The following is a 23,213-nucleotide window of genomic DNA, read 5'->3' on the forward strand; positions in this document are numbered from 1 at the left end:
CCGGTGCGGCGGCCCGTCAGCGCACCAGCCCCGCCGCCAGCAGGACGATCACGCCCAGGGCGATGGCCAGCAGGTAGTTCTGGGCCCGCCCCGTCTGCACCACCCGCAACAGCGCGCCCGCCGCGCCCACCACGTAGCCCAGCAGGTTGACCAGCCCGTCGACCACGTGCAGGTCGACGATCCGGTACAGCCGCGCCAGCCCCACGATGCCCAGCCCGGCGAGGTTCACCGCGGTGTCCACCACGTAGACGTCGAAGACGCGCAGGGCGCGGGCGGCCCACAGCGTCGTCCGGACGAACACCCAACCGTACAGCTCGTCGAAGAAGTACTTCCGGCTCACCAGCACGTACAGCGGTCCCGCGGCGCGCCGCAACGTCTGGGAGGGCACGATCCGCCAGTGGTAGACCACCGCCGCGGCCAGGATGCCGGCCCCCGCAATGCCCAGCGACACCAGGGCCAGCCGCGGGTCGAACGCCGCGGCCTCCGCGGCCTCGCCCGCCAGGAAGTGCTGGAACGGGTGGCCCAGGAACGGCGCGCCGAGGAAGCCCACGAGCGCGGCGAAGGCCGCCAGCACCCACAGCGGCACGGTCATGACCCGCGGGCTCTCGTGGGGGTGGACGCCCTGCGGCCAGCGCGGCGTGCCCGTGAAGATGTAGAAGATCACCCGGAAGACGTAGAACGCCGTCACGAACGAGGTGAGGGCGCCGAGGGCGAAGAACGCGGGGCCCCGGTGGAGGGCTTCCAGCAGGATCTCGTCCTTGCTCCAGAACCCCGAGAACGGGAAGACCCCGGCCAGCGCCAGGCCCCCGACCACGAAGGTCCAGTAGGTCGCGGGCATGACCCTGGCCAGCCCGCCCATGACCTTGATGTCGTTGGTGTGCATGGCGTGCAGCACGCTGCCGGCCGCCAGGAACAGCAGGGCCTTGAAGAAGGCGTGGGTCACCAGGTGGAACATCCCCGCCGCGTACCCGCCCACCCCCAGGCCGAGCATCATCAGGCCCAGCTGGCTGATGGTCGAGTAGGCCAGCACCCGCTTCATGTCGTCCTGCGTGACGCCGATGGTGGCGGCCATGAGGGCGGTGAGGCCCCCGATCCAGGCGACCACCTCCAGCGCTTCCCGGCCCGGCGACGCCAGGAACAGCGTGAGGGTCCGCGCCACCAGGTAGACGCCCGCCGCCACCATGGTGGCGGCGTGGATCAGCGCCGAGACCGGGGAGGGGCCCTCCATGGCGTCGGGCAGCCAGGTGTGGAGGGGCACCTGCGCGGACTTGCCCACCGCGCCGCCGAACAGCAGCACCGCCGCCAGGGTCAGCAGCGGCACCCCGCCGACGGTGCGCCCCTGCAGCGCGCCGTCGCGGATCCTGGCGAAGAGCTCCTCGAAGCGGAACGTCCCCAGGGTGGCGAAGAGCAGCAGGATCCCCAGGAACATGAAGAAGTCGCCCACGCGGGTGGTGACGAACGCCTTCAGCGACGCCCGGGCGGCCGACGGGCGCTCGAAGTAGAACCCGATGAGCAGGTACGAGCACAACCCCACCAGCTCCCACCCGGCGTAGAGGAACAGCAGGTTGTTGGCCAGGACCAGCAGGAGCATGGCGAAGCCGAACAACGACACGTAGGCGAAGAACCGGGGGAACCGCGGGTGGCCGTGCATGTAGCCGATGGAGTAGACGAAGATCAGCGTGCCGACCACCGTGACGACCAGCAGCATGACGGTGCTGAGCGGGTCCACCCGCAGCCCCAGGTCCAGGGGCACGTCACCCAGGACCATCCACCGGACGTTCAGCTCCAGGGGCTCCGGCGTGCGCACCACCTCCGCCGCCACGCCCAGCGCCAGCAGCCCCGCCAGGGCCATGGCCGCCACGGCCACGTAGGCGCCGTGCCCGGGCAGCCGCCGGCCGAACGCCACGATGAGGCCGAAGGCGGCCAGCGGGAAGAGCGGGATCAGCCAGGCCAGCTCACGCATCGGCTACCACTTGAGTAGGTTGATCTGGTCCACGTGCACCGTCTCCAGGTTGCGGTAGGCCGCCATGACCAGCGCCAGCCCCACGCCCGCCTCGCACGCCGCCAGGGTGATCACCACCAGGGCGAAGACCTGGCCGGAGACCGCCGCCGGAGCCACGTACTTGTTGAACGCCACGAGGTTGATGTTGGTGGCGTTCAGCATGAGCTCGATACCCATCAGGATCGCCACGGCGTTCCGCCGGGAGAGCACCGCGTACAGCCCCAGGCAGAACAGCAGGACGCTCACCACCAGGTAGTGCGCCAGCCCGACCTGCACGCCGCGCCTCCTCGCCTACCGCTCCCGTTTGGCGATGATGATGGCACCCACCAGCGAGACCAGCAGCACCAGGCTCGTGACCTCGAAGACGAGCACCGCGTTGGTCAGGAACGTCGTCCCGATGTGCCGGGCGGTGTACTGGGGCAGGGCGCCGCCGGGCCGCGGCCACGCGGTGGTGACCAGCACCCAGATCAGCAGGCCCGCCAGCACCGCGGCGGCCAGCAGCCCCAGGGGCTGCTGCTCGTGGGCCTGGCGCACCCGGACGCCGGTGCCGCCCTCGGTGAGCATGATGACGAACAGGATCAGCACCGTGATGGCGCCGGCGTAGATCAGCACCTGGATCCCGGCGACGAACTCGGCCTGCAGGAGGATGTACAGGCCGGTGACCCCCAGGAACGTGGGCACCAGCGCCAGCGCGGCACGGACGACGTTGCTGGAGGTCACCACCACCACCGCCGGCACCAGCGTCACCAGCGCGAGGACGATGAACGCGGCCAGCTCGCCCATGGTCAGAAGCTGATCCGGTACCCGGTGACCAGGATCCAGAGCAACCCGGCCGGGAGCAGCAGCTTCCACGACAGCGCCAGCAGCTGGTCCAGGCGCAGCCGCGGGTAGGTCCAGCGCATCCACATCAGGAAGAACACCACGGCGTACATCTTGAGCAGGAACCAGACCACCGGCGGCAGCAGGGGCCCCTTCCACCCACCGAGGAACAGTGTGGTGGCCAGGGCCGCCATGGCGAACATCTCGGCGTACTCGCCGAGCTGGAAAAGCGCGAACCGCATGCCGGTGTACTCCGAGAAGTACCCGGCCACCAGCTCGGACTCGGCCTCGGGCAGGTCGAAGGGCACCCGGTTGACCTCGGCCGTGGCCGCCACCAGGAAGATCACGAAGGCGGGGAACTGGCGGATCGCGAACGCGCCCAGCCAGCCCTGCTGGGCCTCGACGATCCCCACGGTGGACAGCGTGCCCGCCTCCATGGCGACCGCGATGAGGGCCATCCCCATGGGCAGCTCGTAGCTGATCATCTGCGAGGCCGACCGCAGGCCGCCCAGCAGCGCGTACTTGTTGTTGGAGGCGAAGCCGCCGGCGAGGATGCCGATCACCGTCAGGGACGCCATGGCGGCGAAGAACAGCACGCCGATGTTGAGGTCGCGCACGATGAGCCCCGGGCCGAAGGGGATGACGATCCAGTCCAGGAGCCCGGCCACCGCCACGATCAAGGGCGCGGTGTTGAAGACCACCACGTCGGCCGCGCGGGGGGTGATGTGCTCCTTCTGCAGGAGCTTGATGGTGTCCGCCACGGTCTGCAGCAGGCCCTGGGGGCCCACGTGCTTGGGTCCCAGGCGGGACTGGATCCACCCGCTGATCTTGCGCTCCAGCAGCACCCCCAGCATGGCGGCCACCACCGCCAGGAACGTGAACACCACCACGGCGAGGCCTGCGGCCCGGGCGACCTCCAGCGGCCACTGCACCGTCATCGCGCCGTCGCCCTCACGCCTACATCCACTCCAGGGCGCCCTTCCGCCACGCGTAGGCGAGGCCCGCCAGCAGGATCGTCAGGAAGATGAGCATCTCCACGAAGGCGAACTTCCCCAGCTCCTGGAAGACGATCGCCCAGGGGTACAGGTAGATGACCTCGACGTCGAAGATCACGAAGACCAGCCCGAACAGGTAGTAGCGCACGTGGAACTGCGCCCAGGCCTGGCCGAAGGGCACGACGCCCGACTCGTAGGTCAGCGTCTTCTGCGGATAGGGCATGCGGGGCGCCAGCGCCCACACCACCGCCAGCGGCAGCGCGGCCATCAGCAGCCCGACCAGCGCGAACACCCCGACGTACAGCCAGTCCAGTACCAGCATTCAGGTCCCCCGCGCGCACGTGCCCGCGCGCCAGCGCGCCCGTGGCCGGGACGCGCACGCCGTCGCGCGGCGGTGCGGACTCCGCGTCGGCCGCGGCGTCTGTGAGATCTGCGTCAGAAGAGCGGGCGAGCCCGTTCTGTCAGGACACCATGGGTCAGGACCCACGCCAGGGTATCGGGTTTCGTCGCCAGGCGTCAAGAATCCTACACGGCGGTGCCCCTAGCGGCGCACGGCCGCCGCGCGGCGGGCCCGCCTGGGCCGCCGGCGGGGGCGCGGCGGGCGCCCGGTGGCGGCCACCCAGAGGTCCAGCACCGCCCGGGCCAGGCGCACGGGGTCGTGGCGTACCACCTCGTCCTCGCTCACCATCGGCGCGCCCACGGCCACGAGCCCCATGGCCTCGATCTCGGCCAGCGCCGGGGCCACCGGGTGGCTGCCCTCGGCGGCGTAGCGCGCCAGCAGCGCGCGGTTCTGCGGCGCCTGCGTGTTCACCAGCACGTGGGTGACGAGTCCCGGGCCCGCGTGGGCCTCGAGGGCACGCACGTGGTCGGCGGCGGTGAAGCCGTCGGTCTCCCCGGGCTGGGTCATGACGTTGCAGACGTAGACGCGCAGGCCCCGGGCGGCGCGGATCGCGTCGGCCACGCCCCGGACCAGGAGGTTGGGGATCACGCTGGTGTACAGGCTGCCAGGCCCCAGCAAGATCAGGTCGGCCTCGGCGATGGCCGTCAGCACGTCGGGGAGCGGCGCGATCTCGGGCGGGCGCAGCCGCACGCGCCGGATGCGCCCGCGGGCCGCAGGGATCTGCGACTCGCCCTCCACCACCCGTCCATCGTCGAGTTCAGCCACCAGCACCACGTCGCGCACCGTGGTGGGCAGGACGCGACCGCGGATGTTCAGCACCTTGCTGGTCTCCTTCACGGCCTGCTCCAGGTCGCCGGTGACGCCCACCAGGGAGGCGATGAAGAGGTTGCCGAAGGCGTGGCCGTCCAGCGCACCGCCGCGGAAGCGGTGCTCGAACAGCCGGGTCATGAGCGGTTCGGCCTCGGCGAGAGCGACCAGGCAGTCCCGGATGTCGCCGGGTGGGAGCACGCCGAGTTCCCGCCGCAAGCGCCCCGACGAGCCGCCGTCGTCGAACACGGTAACCACCGCCGTGAGGTTCGACGAGTACCGCTTGAGCCCCCGGAGCAACGTGCTGAGCCCGGTGCCGCCACCCAGGGCGACGACGTGCAGCCCGCGCTGCCGGCGCCGGTGGTCGCGGAGCACCTCCACCAGCGTGGGACTGCCGCTGGGGAACAGCACCCGATCGATGGACCGCAGCGTGCCCCGCAGGCCCAGGAAGGCGACGAGCGCACCGCCTACTACCCCCGCCGCCCCCACCAGCGCCGGGGAGACCCTGCCGCCGGTCACCCGCCCCAGCCAGTCGGCCAGCCAGAAGACCGCGGCGTCGACCTCGGCCAGGAACTTCACGTTCACCAGCAAGGAGACGCCGGCGCTGAAGACGAGCCCGCCCAGCGCGATCACCAGCACCCAGCGCTTGATGCCCAACCCCGGGGCGAGCCAGCGGCGCCAGCGCTGCCACTGGGTGCTCACGCGCCGTCCTCCATCGCCCGCTCGTCCCGGCGCAGGTCGCGGTGGCGCACGTGCACCCGGCAGCCGCGGGCGCGGAGGTGGCGGGCGAGCTCGTCGCCCAGCACCACCGACCGGTGCCGGCCGCCGGTGCACCCGACCCCAATGGTGAGGTGGGTCTTCCCCTCGGCCAGGAACTGGGGCAGCAGGAAGTCGGTAAACTCGAACAGCCGGGTCAGGAACTCGCGGGTCTGCGGCTGGCCCAGGACGTAGGCGCGCACCCGGCGGTCCCGCCCGGGCAGGGGCCGCAGCGCTGGCTGGTAGTGCGGGTTGGGCAGGAAGCGGACGTCGAAGACCAGATCGGCGTCCAGCGGCACGCCGTACTTGTAGCCGAAGGACACCACGCTGACCTCCAGGGCACGTTCCGGCCGCCGGTCGCGCAGGTAGGCCGAGGCGATCTCCTCGCGCAGCTCCTTCCCGGTGAGGGTCGAGGTGTCGATGATCTTGTGGGCCCGCTCCTTCACCGCCTCGAGCCGGCGGCGCTCGGCGCGGATGCCCTCCAGCACGCTGCCGGCCTGCGCCAGCGGGTGCTTGCGGCGCGTCTCCTTGAAGCGGCGGACCAGGACGTCGTCGGCGGCGTCCAGGAACAGGATGTCGTAGCGCAACCCCAGCCGGCTGACCTCGGCCAGCGCCTCGAACAGCTCGTCGAAGAACTCGCCGCCGCGGATGTCGATGACGATCGCGACCCGGCGCACCTTGCCGCCCGAGTGCACCACCAGGTCGGCGAACTTGGGCAGCAGCGCCGGCGGCAGGTTGTCCACGCAGAAGAAGCCCAGGTCTTCGAAGACGCGGATGGCCGTGGACTTCCCTGCGCCCGACAGGCCGGTGATGATCACGAAGGAGACGTCGGCTGCCCGGCCCGCGCGTGCGGCGGGACGGCGGCCGGGGGCGCGCCTGCCGGCCGACGAGGTCGCTGCACGCTGTGCTGACGACGGCAACGAGGAGCGCTCCCGGAACGCCGCCAGAACGAGTCGATCTATCAAGTCATTATACCCGATTCCTGTACCCGTGTACTTGAGATCCCCGACGATACCCGACTCCCATACCCGACCTACTTGAGCACCGCGAGTTCCACCGGTTCGACCTTCCGGTACACCTGCCGGGGCGGGCGGCGGCGGCCGTCGACGGTCAGCAGCGCCTCGAGAGTGATGCCGAAGAGGCGCGCGTTCTCCTCCAAGTAGGGCCGGATGGTGGCCCAGTCGTCGTCGGTGAGGTCCGCGAAGCGGCCGCCGTTGAGCTGCCGCTCGTCCAGGCGCCCGTGGGGATCGCGGATGTAGATGGCCCCGCCCGAGGCCAGCGAGAACAGGTTGCCGCCCGGGTAGGGCGTCTCGAGCTCGACAAGACGTCCGTGGGCGTCGAACCGCACGCCGTTCACCACGACGAAGCCACCGCCGGCGGTGGGGGTGCCCGCCATGAACGACTCTGCCAGGTAGTCCAGCGCCGTGCCGTTGATCACGACCCGCGGGCGGCCCACGGCGTTGATGAGGGGCCGGCCCGCGGCGTTCCCCAGCACGAAGACGTCGCCGCCCTTGGCGCCGTACATGAACGTCTGCCCGACGTCGCCACAGATCACCAGCCGTCCGCGTTTGAGGATCTGCGCGCACTGGTCCTGGGCGTCGCCGTGGACGACGACCGTCATGCCGTCGAGGCCCGAGCCCAGGTAGTCGCCCGGCGTCCCGTAGACGTCGAGCCGCACGCCGTCGCTGCGCGGCCCGAAGCCGCAGCCCACGAACCGCTGCCCGCGCACGTCGAAGACGATCATCTCGCGCCAGCCGCGGCGGCCGGCCTCGACCAGGACGCGGGCCAGACTGTCTGGTCCCTCAGACGGGAAGCCCACGGCGTCCACGAGCAACAGGACGTCCGGACGGCCCTCGGGCAGCGTCCCGCGCGTAGCCCAGCCGACCCGCTGGACGCTGTGCGGGTCGAGGGCGACCTGCCGGCACAGCGCGTACAGGCGCTCCTGCACCAGCGCCAGCACCGACGCCCGCCGCTTGCGCCCCGTGGGGACGCGCCGGTCGAGCAGCACCGTCAGCACGTCGACCGCCTGGCGAAACGCCTGGGGCCCGGCGCCGGCAGCACGCTCCACCGCGTCCAGCCATCCGACGAGGTCGTCGTACGTCCAGTCCGCCAGGGCGTGACAGGCGCGCTCGGCGTCCAGCACGGTGCCGGCAGCGGCGCGGGCACCGGGCGCGCCGCCGGCCACCGGCCGCGGTGCGCGCCCCGACGGCCGCACGTAGTGCACCTGATCGCGGGGGGCGTGCACGGGCTGCCCGAACTTGTTGGTGCAGGTCAGGCGGCCGCCGGCGGGCCCGTCGGCCTCCACGGTGTACACGAACGCCCCGCCGTCGGTGTACGACCCGCCGCGGGCGTTCCAGTACAGGTCGGCGATGGGGCAGATGCGCGGGTCGTCGTGGGCAAGGCTGCGCAGCGCGGCGTCGATGGCCTGTTTCTCCGACGCGATGATCCCCAGCTGCACCGGCCCCTCCTGCAGGGCGAACACCTGAGGGCGCAGCATCGACGTGTCCGTGATCCCCAACAGCTGCCAGGCCGCCCCGCCGCGCAGCGTGCGGGCCACGATGAAGAACCAGGGGCCGTCGGGCGAGCCGTGGATGTGGGCGGCCTGGATGGCCCGGTAGAGGCGCTGCTTGTCCGGCGGAAGCATGAGGAAGTCGCGCTCGGTGGTCGGTGCCATCGCCTCCAGCAGGTACTCCAGCGGGTACCGGTACGTCCGGGCCCACAGGTCGAACAGGAGCACGGCCACTTCGGTGTCGGTCAGGAAGAGCGGAGCGAGACCGCGCTGGGCCAGGTACTCGCACACGGCGTGGTAGTTGGCGAAGTCGCCGTTGTGCACCAGCGCCACGTCCAGGGCCGCAAAGGGATGGGCGCCGCCGGGGTGCCAGACGCGGCCCTTGGTCGGGTAGCGTTGATGCCCGATCCAGACACGAGCGGCCAGGTCCTCCATGCGGTAGTACTGGAACACCTGCTCGGCGTACCCCACGAGCTTCAGCACGAGCATGTCCCGTCCGCACGACATCACGAAGGCCCGCATGCGGCCGCCGCCGTACAGGGCGCGGTTGAGCCGCGTCGCCCACTGGCTGACGTACTCGTCTTCCACGTCTTGGGGCGGGAGCCGCTCGAGCCCGTGGGCGTGCGCGAACCGCGCCAGCACCTCGGGCCGCACCCGGGCGAAGTACCGCCAGACGTCGGGCGGCCGTACCTCCAGGCCCACCGCGCGGTGGTCGCCGACGGTCGGCACGGGTGCCGCGTGGTGGACCACGAGGTCGGGCAGGAAGGTCGCTTCCACCTCGTAGCGGGCAGTGGGGTCCAGCAGCGCCACCTGGATCAGGTAGTCGCTGGCCAGCGTGGGGCCGTCGACCCCCAGCTGCTCGGGCACGAGCCCGCAGGCTGCCAGGCCGCCGCCCTTGCCGTTGCCGCGGTTGTGCATCTGCAGGCACGAGACGAGGACGTGTCGGCCCGGCACCGGCACGGAAGCGGCCAGCCCGATCACCCCGCAGCCGCCCTCGGCCTCTGCGCGTCGCACCGCTGGTCGCGGGCGCGGACCCTCGCCGGGCTCCTGCTCCGCTCCGCCCGCAGGCCCCGGGGGTCCAGAGGGCGTCTGATACCAGCCCGTCGCCGCGAGGGCCCGCCGCGCCCGCACCAGGGCCGCGATGCGCGCCCGCGCATCGTGCGCCCACGCCGCGGTTCCGCTCATGCCGCGCCTCCGCCCGCAGCCGTCAGGGCGGACCGCCCGTCCTCGCGGCTGCCCGCGAGGTAGCGCAGCAGGTCCGTACGCCCGCGCAGGTCCCGCACGGCGCGCAGGCCCAGGCGGCTTGTCACGTCGCGCAGGACGGTCATCCAGGCCCGGTAGAGGTTGGCGATCCGCCGCGCCCCCCACGCGGGATCGATGAGCCGGCTGAGCTCGGGGTCGGTGGTGGTGATGCCAAACGGGCACCCACGGCCCTTCTCGCAGTCGGCCAGGCGGGTGCAGCCCAGCGCCACGAGCTCGGCCATGCCCAGCACCACGCCGTCGGCGCCCAGCGCGATGGCCTTGGCCGCGTCGTAGGGCGTGCGGATTCCCCCGCTGGCCACGAGCACGATCTCGTCGCGGATCCCCTCCTGCACCAGGAACTGGTGGACCTTGGGGATCGCGTACTCGATGGGCATGGCGATGTTCTTCTTGGCGATCTCGGGCGCCGCGCCGGTCCCGCCGTAGCCGCCGTCCAGGTGCACGATGTGGGCCCCCGCGTGGTAGATGCCCACTGCCACCATGTCCACATCGGTGGGCGTGGAGACCTTGACCGAGACCAGCGCCCGGGGGTTGACGGTACGGATCCAGTCCACGTGCTTCTTGTGGTCTTCCACCGAGTAGACGCTATGGAAGGGGAACGGCGAGTAGAGGCTGACCCAGGCCACCGACTCGCGCATGGCGGCCACGGCCTCGGTCACCTTGCCGCCCAGCAGGTGGCCGCCCAGCCCGGGCTTGGCCCCCTGGGCGTACTTGAGCTCGACGATGCGGGCGAGCTGGATCGTCTCCTCGCGGACGCCAAACAGCCCGGTGGCCACCTGCGTGATGATCCACGGGGCCCACGGCAGCAGGTCCTCAGGATACCCCCCTTCCCCGGTCGAGGTGAACGTGCCGATCGCCGCCGCAGCCTGCGCCCGGGCGAGCATCGTCTGCAGGCTGACCGAGCCGAAGGACATGCCGCCCCCGTAGACCGGCAGGGGCAGGACGATCTGCGGCCCGTCGCCGCGACGGTTGAGCGCCAGGGAAAGGTCGACGTCGTCCGGGTCCACCGCAGCGGGCGGGCGCCAGTCGGGGTCGGTCTCGAACGCGAACCGCACCAGGTCGAACCCGCCGCCCGAGCGGCCGACCCACGCGCCGCGGGCCGGCGGGCGTCCGGTCTCGGCCATGGTCCAGGTCGTCTGCAGCACCTCGGGGGTCCATCGGAGGTCGCCCATGAGCGGCGGCTGGCCGTCCGCGGCCTCGCCGCCGGCGTCGTGCACGGGGACGAGCGCGCGGAACGCCGCCTCCTCCACCGCGTGGAAGATCACGCGCCCGACCTCGCCGCGCAGCCGGCGCACCTCGCGCATGCCCATGGCACCCAGGCATTCGAGCAGCTGGTCGCGCCAGGCCGCCAGCAGGTTGACCAGCCGTTGCGCACCCCAGGCAGGCTCGAACGCGCCCGCCTCGGCATGGCACCGGGTCCGGTCGGCCCACAGCGCGCAGCCGAAGGCCACCGGCACGACGACGTCCAGCGCCACCAGGTCGGCCCCGCAGGCGATGGCCTTTGGGACGTGCTCGGCGGCCGCGATCCCTCCGCTTACGATCAACGTCACGGCATCGCGCAGCGCCTCGGCCACCAGGTGGCCGTGCACCGCGCGCAGCGCGTCCACGACGAAGCCGACGGGCGTCTGGCCGTATTCGTCGGCGGAGAGGTGGATGACGGCGACTCCGTGCGCCACCAGGTCTGCCGCGGCCTGGGGCGCGTGCGCGTCCAGCGGCAGGCGCACCGCGACCATCGCCTGGGGATGCGCGGCCGTCACGTGGCCCACCGCGTCCAGTATGCGCCGGACGTCCTGGCGCCAGTCTGCGGCCGCCGCGGCTGGCGCCAGCTCCACGTAGCGCATGCGGGACCACAGGGCCCGCAGCGCCTCGAGGCGATCGAGCGGCACCCGGAGGCCCACCACGTCCAGGAAGGGTTCCAGGTCCGCTCCCCACTGGTCGGGCTCGACCACCGCCAGCGTGCCCAGGCGCTGCGCGGCCAGCGCCACGGCGCGCAGGGGAGTCCGGGTGGGTGCCGGGAAGGGGTAGGGGTTGAAGATCATCGGCACCGGGAGCTCGATGAACCCCGACGGGTCGACCGGGCCCTCCAGCGGCACGGGGTCCGGCGCCCGGCCGAGGTCGACCGCGGTGGAGATGTACTCGCGGCCGTGAATGCCGTCCCGCGTGGGCCGGACGATCTCGGACATGTCGAGCCACAGCCCGTCGAAGCCGGGGCCGGCGAAGGGGCCGCCGTAGCCTGCGCCCGAGATGGGGATCTTCCCCCGCTCGGCCATGTACCACGTTTGGGTGATGATCTCGGGCGTCCAGTAGGGATCGACTGCCGCCGGGGTCTCGAACGGCGCGTGGCCGTACTTGACGTACTCGTCCTGCTCGGCGAGGCGGAACCTGGCGGGGGGTGCGTAGGGCAGTGGCGCGGGACGGGTCTCGATGTGGTACCGCGCGCTGGCGAGGACCGTCACGATCGACGTCTGCACCCTTCGGTCGGCATGCAGCCGGCCGCTCCCTCGTGGGGTGGCCGTTCGTCCTTGAGCATAGGCCTGCGACGGCGGCGCAGCAAGCCAGGTGGGACCTGCGTGGCCTGGCAGCGCCCGCGGATGGTGGTCGGCACGCGCCGGTGGTGGCGACGTCGGCGCACCGCCTGGATGAGGCTGGTGAGGGCCTACCGCAACGGCGCTCCCGCGTCGATCCACCGCTGGAGCAACGCGCGCTCCTCCTCGGTCATCCCCGTCCGATTACCCGGCGGCATCGTGCGCTGCTGCACCGCGCGCACCCGGATGCGCGTCGCCATGGTCCGGATCTGCCGTGGGGTCTCGAGGCGCAGGCCGCCGGCGGGGGCGAGGAACTCGGGATCGGTGGGCGTCTCGGAGTGACAGACGGCGCACCGCCGGGCTATCACCGCGCGCACCTCCGCGAACGCCGGTGCCGCGCCGGCGGGGGGTGCGGCCGCGGGGCGATCGCCCGCACGGGGTGCGCGCGCCGGCAGGGTGAGCCACAGCAGGGCCAGGGCCGCGGCCGTGGCCACCGCGGCCGTGGCCGCGCGCTCCCGCCCCGCCGTCAACATCACGTGGCGGGCCGCCGCCCCCAGCGCGACGAGCAGGGCCAGCACGAGCCAGTTGTGCGGTCCGGCGTAGAGCCCGGGGAAGTGGTTGCTCAGCATCAGGAAGATGGCGGGAAACGTCATGTAGGTGTTGTGGGTCGAGCGGGCCTTGGCGTGGGCGCCGAGCGCGTGATCGACGGGCTCGCCGCGCCGCGCCGCCTGGAGCATCTTCCACTGGGGCGGGAGGATGTGCACCCACACGTTGGCCGCCATGAGCGTGCCCAGCAGGGCCCCCACGTGGAGGAACGCGGCCCGCGCGCTGAACAGCCGAACGGCCGCGTACGCTGCCAGGGCCAGCAGGGCCCACGAGAGCACGGCGCCGGCCAGCGGGCGGCGCCCCAGCGCGCTGCGCCACAGGCCGTCGTAGACGACCCACCCCACCACCAGCAGGCCGACGCCGGCGGCCACCGCCTGCTGGGGACGCAACAGCGAAACGCCCGGTTCGACCATCAATGCCTCGGCGCTCGCGTAGTACACGACGACGAGAAGGAGGGCGCCCGACAGCCACGTCGTCGTGGCCTCGAGCCAGAACCACCGCAAGCGCGGGGGCAGGCGCCCGGGGACCAGCAGGCGCTTCTCGAGCTGGTAGTACCCGCCCCCGTGCAGCAACCACGTCACACCGGTGACGTCGCGCCGGCCCTGGGGGTCGGGCGCCAGGTGGCTGTCGATCCACATGAACAACAGCGAGTCGCCGATCCACATGATGCCCGCGATCACGTGGATCCAGCGCAGGACCGCGTGCAGCCACTCCTGCCAGTAGGGGTCCACAGGCTGGCGGGGTCAGGCGCGCAGCAACGCCGCCAGCGCCTCGGGCACGCGGCCCGGCAGGTCCACGACCCGCACGCCGGCCGCCTCGAGCGCGGCCACCTTCGCCCCGGCCGTGCCCTCGCTGCCGGAGATGACGGCGCCGGCGTGACCCATGCGTTTGCCCGGCGGCGCCGTGCGCCCGGCGACGTAGCCGACCACCGGCTTGCGCACCCGCGCCCGGATGTACGCCGCCGCTTCCTCCTCGGCCGACCCGCCGATCTCGCCCACCAGCACGATCGCCTCGGTCTCGGGGTCCTCGTTGAACAGGGCCACGGCCTCCTGGAAGGAGAGGCCGACCACCGGGTCGCCGCCCAGGCCGAGCGCCGTGCTCTGGCCGATGCCGGCGCGGGTCAGCCCCGCCACGATCTCGTAGGTGAGCGTGCCGCTGCGGGACACCAGGCCCACCCCGCCCGGCCGGAACAGGTGGTTGGGCATGATGCCGATCTTGCAGCGGCCGGGCGACGTCACCCCGGGGCCGTTGGGCCCGATCACCCGCACGCCCTGCGCGCGCGCCGCGGCGACGATCTGGATCGTGTCGTGCACCGGGATGTGCTCGGTGATGATCACCACGGGGTCCAGGCGTGCGGCGATCGCTTCCAGCGCGGCGTCCTTGGCCGCCCGCGCCGGTACGAAGATGCACGACGCCGTGGCGCCGGTGTGCTCCACGGCCTCGGCCACCGTGTCGAAGACCGGCACGCCCGCCACCGTGGTCCCGCCCTTGCCCGGCGTCACGCCGGCGGTGACCCGCGTACCGAACTCCAGCATCCGCCGGGTGTGGAACTCGCCCTGGTAGCCCGTGATGCCCTGGACCACCACCCGGGTCTGCTCGTTCACCAGGATCGCCATTTGGGGCCTCCGTGTCGTCCTGGCGCTAGCGCGCCAGGGCTTCGCGGACGGGTCGGCCGTGCCAGTCCGCGGGGATCGGCAGTCCCAGCGCCGCCAGCACCGTCGCCGCCGTGTCGTAGGTGACGACCTCGCGCGCGATCGTCACGCCACCGCGCGCTGCGCCGCCGAACGCCAGCCAGGGAATGGTGACGTCCTCGGGCCGATCGGTCCCGTGGGTCCGGCCGTGCCCGCCGTGATCGGCCGTGACCAGGAGCAGGCCGGTCTCCCCAGCCCCGGCGTCGTCCAGCGCGCGCAGCAGGCGCTCGATCAACGCGGGGATCCCCGCGACCACCTGGAGGTAGGCCGGGCTCATCCAGCCCGCGCGGTGCCCCGCGTCATCCGGATCGGCCACGTGCACGAACACCAGCGCGGGGCGCTGCTCGGCGACCACCGCCGCGGCCGAGGCCACGACGTCGGCCTGGCGGTACCGCGGGTAGACCAGGTGGCGTGCCACGGCCACGCTGCCCGGGGGTGTGAGCATCAGGAGCTTGGCCTTGGCGACCAGGGCCACCGCGCGTCGGCCCGCGCGCGTCACCTCGGTGAAGACCGTGGCGCGCTCGAAGGAGGGCTGCCCGACCTGCCAGTCGTTGACCAGCACGCCGTGCACGCGCGGGGGAACCCCGGCGAGCATGGAGGCGTGCGCGGGCAACGTCAGGCTGGGCAGCGTCGTCTTCGCGGTCCACGAGATCGCACCCCGCGCGGCCAGCGCCGCGGGCATCGCCGCGCGCAGCGCGTCGGCCCGGGCACCGTCGAGGCTCAGCACCACCACGTGCCGCGCGGGCGCGGCCACCTGACCCCGGCCCGCGGGGGCCAGCGCCAGTGTCGCCAGCGCGACGAGGACGACGACACGCGACGTCCGGGGCACCCGGACCACCTACGGCTGCGCTGCCAGCCGCACGGCCTCGCGGGCTGCCGCCTCGGGGTCGACGTGCGCGTGCACGCCGGCGGCCTGCAGGATCCTGCGCCCCTCGTCCTCGTTGGTGCCCGTCAGGCGCACGCTCATGGGCACGGCCGGGGGGCGTGCTGCGATGGCGCGGGCGATGTCGTCGCACCGCGTGATCCCGCCGAAGATGTTGACCAGCAACGCCCGGACCCCGGGCTTGCGCAGCGCGATGTCCATGGCCGCCGCCATGTTCTCGGTGGTGGCGCCGCCGCCGACGTCCAGGAAGTTGGCGGGCCGACCGCCGAAGTGGGCCAGCATGTCCAGCGTGGCCATCACGAGGCCCGCGCCGTTCCCGATGACCGCGATGTCGCCGTCAAGTTCGACGTAGGCCAGGTCCTGGGCCCGGGCGGCCGCTTCCAGCGCGGTGAGCTCCTCGTTGCGCGGCAGGTCGGGGTGCCGGTCGACGGCGTTGTCGTCGATGACGACCTTGGCGTCGATCGCCAGCAGCCCCTCGCCCACCACGGCCAGCGGGTTGATCTCCGCGAGCTCCGCGTCCATCTCGTGGCACAGGCGCCACAGGGCGGTGGCGATGCCGGCGAACTGCAGCAGCACCCTGCCGCGCAGGTCCAGCCGCCGTCCCAGCTCGCGGGCCGCGAAGGGCGGAAAGCCCATCCAGGGGTCGACGTGGCGCTTGACGATCCGGTCGGGCGCCGTGCGGGCGACTTCTTCGATGTCCACCCCGCCGGCCGCCGACCCGATGGCCACCATCTGCCGGGCGCTGCGGTCCACGGTGAAGGCCAGGTAGTACTCGGCGGCGATGTCGACCGCTTCGGCTACCAGGAGCCGACGCACCCGCTCGCCCTTGATCTCCATCCCGAGGATCTGCTCGGCCCGCTGGCGCGCCTCGGCGGGGGTCGCGGCCAGCTGGATGCCCCCGGCCTTGCCGCGGCCGCCCACCAGCACCTGGGCCTTCACCACCACGGGGTAGGTCAGCGCCACCTCGTCCACCTGCTCGGGCCGCTCGATGACGACTCCGCGCTGCACCGGGATCCCGTAGGCACGGAAGAGCTCCTTCGCCTGATACTCGTGGAGTTTCATGCACGCCCTCTGTGCACGCCCGCCCGATTGCGGCCCCTGGGACGCGCCCTCTCGCGTCCCGGTCGCGTGAGCGGACCCTCAGGACGCGCACACACGCTCAGCCCCATCCCGGCGACCGGACGCCGCCAGCGGACAGCCCGTGGGCAGGTTAGTGGACGTGCGCCCCCTGGAGCCGGCAGCAGCCCGGCCCGCAGGGCTCGACGGTCCCGGCGCGCGCGGTGGCAGCGGTCCGTCCCACCGCGAACGTGGAGACCAGCCGACGCGTCGGCGCGCCGCACGCCGCGCACGCCTGCGCGTCGGCCTCGCTGACGCCCACCAGGCGCTCGAACCGGTGGCCGCACTGCGGGCAGTGGTATTCGTAGATCGGCATCGCGTTCCCCCCTGTCTTCCACATCGGTACATACCCGGCCCGTCCCGCTGCGCCCGCGCCCCGGCGTCGCGCCAGGCGTCCACGCGGAGGAGCCGCGGGTGACGCCCTAGACCCTCAATGCCGCCAGCATCTCGCGCACGGCCGCCACCGAGGCCCGAAACGCCTTCCACTCGGCGTCGTCCAGGGGGATCTCGACGATGCGCTCGACCCCCCGGGCCCCCAGGATCACCGGCACGCCCACGCAGACGTCACGCTCCCTGTACTCCCCGTCGAGGTAGACGCAACAGGGGATGAGCCGGCGGGCGTCGCGCAGAATGGCCTCGACCATCTCGCAGATGGCCGCGCCCGGCGCGGTGAAGGCGCTGGCCTTCATCAGCTCGGTGATCTCGGCGCCGCCCCGTCGGGTCCGGGCCACCACCGCCTCGAGGTCGGCCGGGGACAGGAAGTGCGAGACCGGAATGCCCCGCACCGTGGCGTACCGCGGCAGCGGCACCATGTCCTTGTCGGTGTGCGCGCCGATGACCAGGGCGTGGACGTCGTCGGGCGCCACGCCCACCGCCTGCGCCAGGAACGTGCGAAACCGGGTCGAGTCCAGGGCGCCCGACTCGCCGATCACCCGGTGGCGCGGCAGCCCCGCGGCCTTGTAGGTCAGGTAGGTGATGGCGTCCAGCGGGTTGGTGACGACCAGCAGGATCGCGTCGGGCGAGGTGCGCGTGACCTGCTCCACGACGCCGCGCACGATACCGGCGTTGGTGTCGATCAGCTGCTCGCGGGTCATCCCGGGCTTGCGCGCCACCCCGGCGGTGATCACCACCACCGCCGAGCCCGCTGTGGCCGCGTAGTCGTTGGTGCCCGTCACCTGGACGTTGAAGCCGGCGATGGGCCCCGCCTGCTGCAGGTCCAGGGCCTTCCCCTGGGGCAGGCCCTCGATGATGTCCACCAGCACCACGTCGGCCAGCTGCCGGCTGGCGATCCAGTGCGCCGCCGCGGTCCCGACCGTGCCGGCGCCGATGATGGAGACTTTCGGTCGCGCGGGCATCGTCAGCCCCCTCTACGGCATGTTGTCGATCACGGCAGTGGCGAACTCGCTGGTCTTCACTTCCCGGGCCCCGTCCATCAGCCGGGCCAGGTCGTACGTGACGATCTTCTGCCGGAACGTCCGCTCCATCCCCCGGACGATCAGGTCGGCGGCCTCCTGCCAGCCCAGGTACTCCAGCATCATGACCCCCGACAGCGTCAGCGACCCGGGGTTCACCTTGTCCAGGTTGGCGTACTTCGGCGCGGTCCCGTGGGTGGCCTCGAAGATGGCGTGGGCGTCCCCCACGTTGGCGCCGGGCGCCATGCCGATGCCGCCGACCTGCGCGGCCACCGCGTCGGAGAGGTAGTCACCGTTCAGGTTGCCCGTGGCGATGACGTCGAGGTCCTGGGGCCGCGTCAGCACGTGCTGGAACGTGACGTCGGCGATGTAGTCCTGGAGCAGGATCTTGCCCGCCGGCACCCGCCCGCCGTGCACCTGCTGGACCTCGTCCCAGGTGACGGTGACGTCACCGAACTCCTCCTTGGCCACTTCGTACCCCCACTTGGCGAAGGCCCCTTCGGTGTACTTCTGGATGTTCCCCTTGTGGACGAAGGTGACGCTGCGGCGCTTGCGCGTCACCGCGTACTGGAGCGCCTTGCGCACCAGGCGCTTGGTTCCGAACGGGCTCATGGGCTTGAGGCCGACGCCGGAGTCCGGCCGCACCTTCCACCCGAACTCCCTGGCGACGAAGTCGATGAGCTTGCGGGCTTCGGGCGATCCTGAGGGCCACTCGTACCCGACGTAGATGTCCTCGGAGTTCTCGCGGAAGATCACCATGTCCACCAGGTCGGGCCGCTTGACCGGACTGGGCACCCCCTCGAACCACCGGACCGGCCGAATGCAGCAGTACAGGTCCAGCAGCTGGCGCAGGGCCACGTTCAGGCTGCGGAAGCCGCCCCCGATGGGTGTGGTGAGCGGTCCCTTGATCCCCACGACGTAGTACTGGAACGCCCGCAGGGTGTCCTCGGGCAGCCAGGTCTTGAAGGTCGCGAACGCCTTCTCCCCGGCGAAGACCTCGAACCAGACGATCCGGCGTCGGCCGCCGTAGGCCTTGCGCACCGCGGCCTCGAAGATCCGGCTGGCCGCCCGCCAGATGTCCGGCCCCGTACCGTCCCCCTCGATGTACGGGATGATCGGCTGGTCGGGCACCACGAGGCGCCCGTCGATGACCTCGATACGTTGTCCCTCCGCGGGAGGCGTGAACAGTTCCAGCTGGAGCATACGTCACCGTCCTCTGGCGCCGTGCCGGCGTGGGCGATCTCGGTGGGAACGTCCCGCTTCACTGTACCCCAACGGTCCGGGGCGTTCAAGGCGCGCGCCTGTGGCGGCGTCGCGCCCGCATGACAGGAGCGGTGCGCGCCGATCCCGAATGTTCACCTCGCACACTCTGGACGACGGGAGGGTCCTGTGTACCGTGGGTCGCCAGGCATGCTCGCCTGGATCCTGCACCGCATCACCGGCGTCGCCGTGCTCCTCTTCCTCTTCGCCCACATCGTGGAGACGTCGATGCTCGGGCTCGGGCCCGAGGCCTACAACAGGACGCTGGAGCTCTACCGGCAGCCGTGGTTCAAGCCCCTGGAGTTCCTGCTGGTGGCCGCGGTGCTCTACCACGCCGGGAACGGCATCGTGGTCATGATCCTCGACTTCTGGCCGGCCGCGGCCCGCGCCTACCGCCGCATCTTCTGGATCGGCGCGGGAGCCTACGTCCTGGTGCTGCTCCCGGTCGCCTACCTGATGCTCGGCAAGGTGGTGGGGCTCCGGTGAACGCGCGCCCGCTTGCCCGTGGCGTCCGGCCCGCCGGTGGCCTGCCGCTGGTCCTGTGGTTCTACATGCGCCTCTCGGCCGTGGCGATGCTGGGGCTGGTCGTCGGCCACCTGTACATCATGCACGTCGTCAACTCCACCGACGTCATCGACTTCGCGTTCGTGGCCCAGCGCTTCCGCGGCCCGTTCTGGCGGGCCTACGACCTGCTCATCCTCGTCTTCGCCCTCTCCCACGGGTTGATCGGCCTGCGGGGGATCCTCGACGACTACGTGCACCACCGCGGGTGGCGCGTGGCGGCCGAGATCGCGCTGTGGATCGTGGGCGCGGCCTTCGCCGGACTGGGCGCGCTGGTGCTCTTTACGGTGCAGTTCCCGCCCGGCACCTGAGCCCGCACCCTGTCGGTCGGGAGATCGGGGAGGAGAGTTACCATGGAGACCACCGAGACACGCACGCGCGTGGAGCGGGACTCGCTGGGGCCCATGGAGGTGCCCGCCGACGCGTACTACGGGGCCTCCACCGCCCGTGCCATCCAGAACTTCCCCATCAGCGGCCTGCGCTTCCCGCGGCCGTTCCTGCGGGCCCTGGGCCTGATCAAGCGGGCTGCGGCCGAGGTGAACGCGACCCTGGGGCTGCTGGAGCCCCGCCTGGCGGAGGCGATCGCCCGTGCCGCCCAGGAGGTCGCCGACGGCGCGCTGGACGCCCACTTCCCGCTGGACATCTACCAGACCGGGTCGGGGACGTCCACCAACATGAACGCCAACGAGGTGATCGCCAACCGGGCCGCCGAGCTGCTGGGCGCGCCGCGCGGGGCGCGGGTGGTCCACCCCAACGACCACGTCAACCTCTGCCAGTCCAGCAACGACGTGATCCCCACGGCCATCCACCTGGCGGCCCTACTGGTGATCCGGGACGACCTGCGCCCGGCCCTCGACGAGCTGGAGCGGGCGCTGCGCGCCAAGGCTGTGGCGTTCGCCGACATCATCAAGACCGGCCGCACGCACCTGATGGACGCGACGCCCGTGCGCCTGGGGCAGGAGTTCGAGGGGTACGCCGACCAGGTGGCCGGGGCCCGGCGGCGGCTGGGCTACGCCGAAGAGGAGCTGCGCGAGGTGGCGCTGGGCGGCACGGCGGTCGGCACGGGCGTCAACGCGCACCCGGAGTTCGCCTCACGCACCTGCGCCCGGCTCACCGAGCTCACCGGCATCGCCCTGCGGGAGACCCCCGCACACTTCCAGGCCCAGGCCTGTCTGGACGCCGTGACGTTCACCTCGGGCGTCCTGCGCACCTACGCCACGGCTTTGATGAAGATCGCCAACGACATCCGCTGGATGGGCTCGGGCCCCCGCGCTGGTCTCGCCGAACTGCAGCTGCCCGCGGTGCAGCCGGGCTCCTCCATCATGCCGGGGAAGGTCAACCCGGTGATCGCCGAATCGGTGCTGCAGGCGTGTGCCCAGGTCGTGGGCAACGACGTGGTCGTGGCCCTGGGCAATCAGTGGGGCAACTTCGAGCTGAACACGATGATGCCGGTGATGGCCCACAACCTGCTGCAGGCGGTGCAGCTGCTGGCGGCGTCGTCCCGCAACTTCGCCCGGCAGTGCGTCGCCGGGCTCGAGGCCACCGGGCGCGGCCCGGAGATGGTGGAGCGCGGCCTGATGCTGGCCACAGCGCTTGCGCCCGTGATCGGCTACGACGCCGCCGCCGAGATCGCCAAGGAGGCCGCGCGCACGGGGCGCACGGTGCGGGAGGTGGCCCTCGACCGCACGCAGCTGCGCGCCGAGGAGCTGGACCGCATCCTCGATCCGGCCGCTATGACCGCGCCTGGCCTGCGGGGGCTGCCCGGCGGCGGCTGACCGCGGACCGGCAGGGCGGGCCGCGCCGGGCGCCGAACCCCGGCCGGCAGACAGACGCACGCGCGGGACGGACCGTGGGGGGCCCGGGGCGTGATCGAACGCGAGCACGACGTGCTCATCGTCGGCGGCGGGGGCGCCGGGCTGCGGGCGGCCATCGCCGTGGCCGAACGCGACCCGCGGCTCGACGTGGCCATCGTCTCCAAGGTCTACCCCATGCGCAGCCACACCGTCGCGGCCGAGGGCGGCGCCGCGGCGGTGATCAAGCCCAACGACTCCCTCGACGCCCACATCGAGGACACCATCGCGGGCGCCGACTGGCTGGCCGACCAGGATGCCGTCGAGGTCTTCGTGCGAGAGGCGCCCCGCGAGATGGTGCAGCTGGAGCACTGGGGCTGCCCGTGGAGCCGGGCGCCCGACGGGACGGTCGCGGTACGCCCCTTCGGCGGGATGCGGATCGCGCGGACGTGGTTCGCGGCCGACAAGACCGGCTTCCATATGTTGCACACCCTCTTCCAGACCGCCCTCAAGTACGCGTCGATCACCTGGTACCACGAGTGGTTCGTCACCCGCCTGCTGGTGGAGGACGGCCGCTGCCAGGGCGTCACCGCCCTCGAGCTGCGGACGGGGCGGCTCCACCTGATCGCCGCCCGCGCGGTGATCCTCTGCACCGGCGGGGCGGGGCGTATCTACCCGTTCACCACCAACGGGGCCATCTGCACCGGCGACGGCATGGCGCTGGCCTACCGGGCGGGCGTCCCGCTCAAGGACATGGAGTTCGTCCAGTACCACCCCACCGGGCTGCCGCCCACGGGCATTCTCATCACCGAGGCTGCCCGTGCGGAAGGGGGCGTGCTGATCAACAAGGACGGCTACCGGTACCTGCAGGACTACGGCCTGGGGCCGGCTGAGCCGTGGCCGCGGCTGCGGGCCATGGAGATGGGGCCCCGGGACCGCCTCTCGCAGGCGTTCGTACACGAGGTGCGCAAGGGCCGCACGGTGCGCGGCCCCTACGGCGACGTGGTGCACCTCGACCTGCGCCATCTCGGCGAGGCCACGATCCGCGAGCGGCTCCCCTTCGTGCGCGAGCTGTGCCTCCACTACGCCGGGCTCGACCCCGCCCGCGAGCTGATCCCGGTGCGACCCGTGGTGCACTACATGATGGGCGGCGTGGACACCGACGTCTCCGGGGCCACGCCCCTGCCGGGGTTGTTCGCCGCCGGCGAGTGCGCCTGCGTCAGCATCAACGGCGCCAACCGCCTGGGGTCGAACTCGCTGCCCGAGCTGCTGGTGTTCGGCGCCCGCGCCGGTGCTGCTGCCGCTGCCTTCGCGCTGGAGCACCGCGACCTGCGGCTGTCGGCGCTGGCGGCGCAGGCGCGCGACGAGGAGGAACGCCTGGCCCGCCGGTTCCGGCGTGCCGCCGCGGGCAGCGAACGGCTGAGCCGGCTGCGGGCTGTGCTCACCCAGACCATGGAGGAGGGCTGCGGCATCTACCGCGACGCCGCAGGCCTGCGGGCAGCCTGCGCGACGCTGGCCGACCTGCGGGCGCGCTGCACGCGCGTCGCCCTCGACGACCCCTCGCACGTGTACAACACCGAGCTCGTGGCGGCCCTGGAGTTCAACTTCATGCTGGACGTGGCCGAGGCCGTGGCGCACTCGGCACTGGCCCGGGAGGAGTCCCGGGGCTCGCACCAGCGCACCGACTTCCCCCGGCGCGACGATGCGCGGTTCCTCAAGCACACCCTGGCCTTTGCCACCGACGGCCCCCCGCGGATCGCCTACCGCGACGTGGTGATCACGCGCTGGCCGCCGGCCGAGCGGGTCTACGGCGGGTAACCC

General features: G+C 72.3%; 20 protein-coding genes. 4 read left to right on the forward strand and 16 right to left on the reverse strand.

Features of this window, described 5'->3' with window-relative positions:
- Positions 1 to 16 precede the first annotated feature (16 nt).
- The 16 genes from nuoL to icd all read right to left on the reverse strand — a co-directional run bounded on the left by nuoL (position 17) and on the right by icd (position 18,984).
- Positions 17 to 1,963, reverse strand: a complete 1,947-nt coding sequence (nuoL, locus tag QN157_02080) for an NADH-quinone oxidoreductase subunit L (GenBank protein MDR7554375.1) — start codon at positions 1,961 to 1,963, stop codon at positions 17 to 19.
- Positions 1,964 to 1,966: 3 nt separating this feature from the next.
- The gene (gene nuoK / locus QN157_02085; protein ID MDR7554376.1) at positions 1,967 to 2,278 is read right to left on the reverse strand and encodes an NADH-quinone oxidoreductase subunit NuoK; all 312 of its coding nucleotides are present in this window, start codon (positions 2,276 to 2,278) and stop codon (positions 1,967 to 1,969) included.
- Positions 2,279 to 2,293: 15 nt separating this feature from the next.
- Positions 2,294 to 2,785: an NADH-quinone oxidoreductase subunit J gene (locus QN157_02090; protein MDR7554377.1), complete on the reverse strand. Its 492-nt coding sequence runs from the start codon at positions 2,783 to 2,785 to the stop codon at positions 2,294 to 2,296.
- Between the two features lie 2 nt (positions 2,786 to 2,787).
- Complete coding sequence (gene nuoH / locus QN157_02095) at positions 2,788 to 3,759, reverse strand: NADH-quinone oxidoreductase subunit NuoH (GenBank protein ID MDR7554378.1); 972 nt, start codon at positions 3,757 to 3,759, stop codon at positions 2,788 to 2,790.
- A 19-nt stretch (positions 3,760 to 3,778) separates the two neighbouring features.
- Positions 3,779 to 4,138 carry an NADH-quinone oxidoreductase subunit A gene (locus QN157_02100; protein ID MDR7554379.1) on the reverse strand — a complete coding sequence of 120 codons (360 nt, stop codon included), beginning with the start codon at positions 4,136 to 4,138 and terminating at the stop codon, positions 3,779 to 3,781.
- Positions 4,139 to 4,357: 219 nt separating this feature from the next.
- Positions 4,358 to 5,725, reverse strand: a complete 1,368-nt coding sequence (locus tag QN157_02105; protein ID MDR7554380.1) for a YvcK family protein — start codon at positions 5,723 to 5,725, stop codon at positions 4,358 to 4,360.
- The gene (gene rapZ, locus QN157_02110) at positions 5,722 to 6,597 is read right to left on the reverse strand and encodes an RNase adapter RapZ (protein MDR7554381.1); all 876 of its coding nucleotides are present in this window, start codon (positions 6,595 to 6,597) and stop codon (positions 5,722 to 5,724) included. The genes QN157_02105 and rapZ overlap by 4 nt, the downstream gene beginning before the upstream one ends.
- Positions 6,598 to 6,812: 215 nt before the next feature.
- Positions 6,813 to 9,473 carry a glutamate synthase gene (locus QN157_02115; GenBank protein MDR7554382.1) on the reverse strand — a complete coding sequence of 887 codons (2,661 nt, stop codon included), beginning with the start codon at positions 9,471 to 9,473 and terminating at the stop codon, positions 6,813 to 6,815.
- Positions 9,470 to 12,004, reverse strand: a complete 2,535-nt coding sequence (locus QN157_02120; GenBank protein MDR7554383.1) for a glutamate synthase-related protein — start codon at positions 12,002 to 12,004, stop codon at positions 9,470 to 9,472. Before QN157_02120 ends, QN157_02115 begins: the two co-directional genes overlap by 4 nt.
- 200 nt (positions 12,005 to 12,204) lie before the next feature.
- A complete protein-coding gene (locus QN157_02125; GenBank protein MDR7554384.1) occupies positions 12,205 to 13,410 on the reverse strand; it encodes a urate hydroxylase PuuD in 1,206 nt (401 codons plus the stop codon).
- 12 nt (positions 13,411 to 13,422) lie between these two features.
- Positions 13,423 to 14,295: a succinate--CoA ligase subunit alpha gene (gene sucD / locus QN157_02130; GenBank protein MDR7554385.1), complete on the reverse strand. Its 873-nt coding sequence runs from the start codon at positions 14,293 to 14,295 to the stop codon at positions 13,423 to 13,425.
- Between the two features lie 25 nt (positions 14,296 to 14,320).
- The gene (locus QN157_02135; GenBank protein MDR7554386.1) at positions 14,321 to 15,199 is read right to left on the reverse strand and encodes an alkaline phosphatase family protein; all 879 of its coding nucleotides are present in this window, start codon (positions 15,197 to 15,199) and stop codon (positions 14,321 to 14,323) included.
- 9 nt (positions 15,200 to 15,208) lie between these two features.
- The gene (gene sucC / locus QN157_02140; protein ID MDR7554387.1) at positions 15,209 to 16,315 is read right to left on the reverse strand and encodes an ADP-forming succinate--CoA ligase subunit beta; all 1,107 of its coding nucleotides are present in this window, start codon (positions 16,313 to 16,315) and stop codon (positions 15,209 to 15,211) included.
- A 148-nt stretch (positions 16,316 to 16,463) separates the two neighbouring features.
- Positions 16,464 to 16,685, reverse strand: coding sequence for a zinc ribbon domain-containing protein (locus QN157_02145; GenBank protein ID MDR7554388.1), 222 nt, complete (start codon positions 16,683 to 16,685; stop codon positions 16,464 to 16,466).
- A 106-nt stretch (positions 16,686 to 16,791) separates the two neighbouring features.
- Positions 16,792 to 17,724, reverse strand: coding sequence for a malate dehydrogenase (mdh, locus tag QN157_02150; GenBank protein MDR7554389.1), 933 nt, complete (start codon positions 17,722 to 17,724; stop codon positions 16,792 to 16,794).
- Between the two features lie 12 nt (positions 17,725 to 17,736).
- Positions 17,737 to 18,984 (reverse strand): isocitrate dehydrogenase (NADP(+)), encoded by a 1,248-nt coding sequence (icd, locus tag QN157_02155; GenBank protein ID MDR7554390.1) that lies wholly within the window; start codon positions 18,982 to 18,984, stop codon positions 17,737 to 17,739.
- 186 nt (positions 18,985 to 19,170) lie between these two features.
- Here icd and sdhC point away from each other — a divergent pair, with 186 nt between their 5' ends.
- From sdhC to frdA, 4 genes are all read left to right on the forward strand, one after another.
- The gene (gene sdhC / locus QN157_02160) at positions 19,171 to 19,527 is read left to right on the forward strand and encodes a succinate dehydrogenase, cytochrome b556 subunit (GenBank protein ID MDR7554391.1); all 357 of its coding nucleotides are present in this window, start codon (positions 19,171 to 19,173) and stop codon (positions 19,525 to 19,527) included.
- Positions 19,524 to 19,913 carry a succinate dehydrogenase, hydrophobic membrane anchor protein gene (gene sdhD / locus QN157_02165; GenBank protein ID MDR7554392.1) on the forward strand — a complete coding sequence of 130 codons (390 nt, stop codon included), beginning with the start codon at positions 19,524 to 19,526 and terminating at the stop codon, positions 19,911 to 19,913. Before sdhC ends, sdhD begins: the two co-directional genes overlap by 4 nt.
- A 42-nt stretch (positions 19,914 to 19,955) precedes the next feature.
- Positions 19,956 to 21,377, forward strand: a complete 1,422-nt coding sequence (locus QN157_02170) for a class II fumarate hydratase (GenBank protein MDR7554393.1) — start codon at positions 19,956 to 19,958, stop codon at positions 21,375 to 21,377.
- 93 nt (positions 21,378 to 21,470) lie between these two features.
- Positions 21,471 to 23,210: a fumarate reductase (quinol) flavoprotein subunit gene (gene frdA, locus QN157_02175; protein MDR7554394.1), complete on the forward strand. Its 1,740-nt coding sequence runs from the start codon at positions 21,471 to 21,473 to the stop codon at positions 23,208 to 23,210.
- Positions 23,211 to 23,213 lie beyond the last annotated feature (3 nt).

The sequence above is a fragment of the Armatimonadota bacterium genome (assembly GCA_031459855.1).
Taxonomy (GTDB): Bacteria; Sysuimicrobiota; Sysuimicrobiia; order Sysuimicrobiales; family Humicultoraceae; genus Fervidifonticultor; species Fervidifonticultor primus.

Bases quoted from the DNA above. Each gene is read 5' to 3' on its own strand.
- nuoL (MDR7554375.1), bottom strand. From the start codon at position 1,963: ATGCGTGAGCTGGCCTGGCTGATCCCGCTCTTCCCGCTGGCCGCCTTC.
- QN157_02090 (MDR7554377.1), bottom strand. From the start codon at position 2,785: ATGGGCGAGCTGGCCGCGTTCATCGTCCTCGCGCTGGTGACGCTGGTG.
- nuoH (MDR7554378.1), bottom strand. From the start codon at position 3,759: ATGACGGTGCAGTGGCCGCTGGAGGTCGCCCGGGCCGCAGGCCTCGCC.
- QN157_02100 (MDR7554379.1), bottom strand. From the start codon at position 4,138: ATGCTGGTACTGGACTGGCTGTACGTCGGGGTGTTCGCGCTGGTCGGG.
- QN157_02115 (MDR7554382.1), bottom strand. From the start codon at position 9,473: ATGAGCGGAACCGCGGCGTGGGCGCACGATGCGCGGGCGCGCATCGCG.
- sucD (MDR7554385.1), bottom strand. From the start codon at position 14,295: ATGGCGATCCTGGTGAACGAGCAGACCCGGGTGGTGGTCCAGGGCATC.
- sucC (MDR7554387.1), bottom strand. From the start codon at position 16,315: ATGAAACTCCACGAGTATCAGGCGAAGGAGCTCTTCCGTGCCTACGGG.
- QN157_02145 (MDR7554388.1), bottom strand. From the start codon at position 16,685: ATGCCGATCTACGAATACCACTGCCCGCAGTGCGGCCACCGGTTCGAG.
- mdh (MDR7554389.1), bottom strand. From the start codon at position 17,724: ATGCCCGCGCGACCGAAAGTCTCCATCATCGGCGCCGGCACGGTCGGG.
- icd (MDR7554390.1), bottom strand. From the start codon at position 18,984: ATGCTCCAGCTGGAACTGTTCACGCCTCCCGCGGAGGGACAACGTATC.
- QN157_02170 (MDR7554393.1), top strand. From the start codon at position 19,956: ATGGAGACCACCGAGACACGCACGCGCGTGGAGCGGGACTCGCTGGGG.